Source organism: Phormidium sp. CCY1219 (genome assembly GCF_035615515.1).
Classification (GTDB): Bacteria; Cyanobacteriota; Cyanobacteriia; order Cyanobacteriales; family Laspinemataceae; genus CCY1219.
The window spans coordinates 1-1,971 of sequence record NZ_JAJENT010000189.1 but is presented as its reverse complement, the minus strand read 5'-3'; the positions used below and the strand labels follow the sequence as shown (position 1 = coordinate 1,971).

General features: G+C 45.3%; 3 protein-coding genes. All 3 read left to right on the top strand.

Features of this window, described 5'->3' with window-relative positions; all coding sequences use genetic code 11:
* A partial coding sequence (locus LKK83_RS01215) for a hypothetical protein (protein ID WP_324628919.1) occupies positions 1–243 on the top strand: 243 nt, incomplete at its 5' end.
* A 345-nt stretch (positions 244–588) separates the two neighbouring features.
* The gene (locus LKK83_RS01210; RefSeq protein ID WP_324628918.1) at positions 589–1,278 is read left to right on the top strand and encodes a hypothetical protein; all 690 of its coding nucleotides are present in this window, start codon (positions 589–591) and stop codon (positions 1,276–1,278) included.
* A 208-nt stretch (positions 1,279–1,486) separates the two neighbouring features.
* The coding region (locus LKK83_RS01205; protein ID WP_324628916.1) for a hypothetical protein at positions 1,487–1,971 on the top strand (485 nt) is incomplete at its 3' end.

Genomic DNA, 1,971 nt, shown 5'->3' with positions numbered 1-1,971 from the left:
TGCGGCCCAGAAGGAATCAAACAGTTTCCAGACCAATACCAAAAAATGCTAAAATATCCCAACAATACGGCATTTTCTTTGGTCGCCGTTAATCCGAAAACCAATGAAGTTACGGAAGTCGCGCCGGAAACCAAAATTTCTCTGAAACCGGGTGAAACGTTGAAGTTTATCGTCAATGATGTGGAGGGGACTTATAACGATAATACGGGCACTCTGACCGTCAAATGGTCGGGAGAGGATTAGGATTTACCGAAGTCGCGGTGGTGGTTTCCCTCGCGCGGTTGCCCCAGGATGGAAACCCGCTCCCAATTCCAGCCAGTGATACTCGGGAATTGAGGCCAACCCGCTGCGGTTGAACAGCTAATTGTAGGACAAATTACGTTGTCATCACAGATATCTTTTCTCGTTTCCCGTTCAGACTCGGAACGCTTTCGCCGAGGTGCCGCCCATTTCCCGAGTCAACTGGTTAAATAATTTGGCTCCTCGATAGATAGAGGGAGTCTAAAAAAACATAAAAGTGGAGGGAAAAGCTGACAAAAATTGCTTGAATAAAAATCAAGACTTTGCTACAAAAACATAGGAGCAGCAATGAGTCCATTCGTATTTACAAACCCCCAAACGGGTTTTACGTTAGACTGTAAAATAGGCTCTACCGATATGGTATGCGTGGTCGATAATAATACCGTTCAATCCTGGGGAATACCCACCCCCACAGACAGTCAAAAGTGGACGGTGACGACAGAGGGATTAATCAAAAATCAGGAGGGGAAAGCCTTAACTTTTGAAGCGCCGAATCGCGTTACTTTCCAGCCGGTGAAGGGAAATAGTGACGATAAAACGCAACAGTGGAGCGTCAGTGCTAAGGGAGTCCTCAAATGTGACTTCAATGATTGCGCCTTAGTGGTGCAACAGCCGGCACAGGGTTTTTACTATAACGTTGCGTGCGAAAAGATTGACGAGAACAATCCGCAACCGAATCAGTGCTGGAATATTCCGCCGGAAGCGGCTAATATTCTCAATCAGCACGTCGCACCACAACCCAATCCAGAAATTGAAAAGTGCCGATCGATGATTAACGAACTGCGGCTTTACAAGCAACGCTACTGGGCCATTGGGTTGAATGGAGATACGCTGCAACCCGATGGATTTGTGGCATTTTTCAGCCAGCGCAATCTGCCGTTTGAATATTTCGTGCGATCGCGCGGAGTGTCTCGCGGAGATTATTCGGCATACGATCGCAATATTGCCACGCTGGAAAATTACATCAAAACCCTGTAAACTCCCAGAATTGTACTCAAGAGTTTACCCTCAAATACTAGGCGATCGCTATTGACATAAACAAGAATCAGACAAGAAGATTACTGAGATTTATTTTTGGCCGATCGCTTCAGTATTTTTAGAGAAAAATATTCCCGATGGGAATTGCACTGAAACCTTAACGAAAACTTAAGGAAGTTGAATCGTAAAACATAAAAAGGACAGAAAAATGACTACAGGTTCATTTGAAGTTGACACGAAACGCGAATTGGGTTACGAATTTAAAAATCCCAGCAACGAAGACATCACCTATACCTTTACGCCCTCTGGCAAATGGATGCCCGCCAAAGCTGAAATGGGAATTCCCGAATGCGGACCGGAAGGGATTAAACAGTTTCCCGAGCAATACCAAAAAATGCTAAAATACCCGAATAATACCGCATTTGCCTTGCTCCTCGTTAATCCAAAAACCAATGAGGTGAAGGAACTCGCCAAAGAAACGAAAATGACCCTCAAACCGGGGGAAACTTTGACATTTGTGGTCAATGATGTGGAGGGAACTTATAACGATAATAGTGGCACGCTGGCCGTCAACTGGGCGGCAGAAAATACCCAACCTTCTGCTCCGTCAGAACAGTTAAAAGCCACGATTTACGAACACGGGAACTTCCAAGGAGCCAGTCAAGAACTAACCGAAGGCAGTTATAATATTGC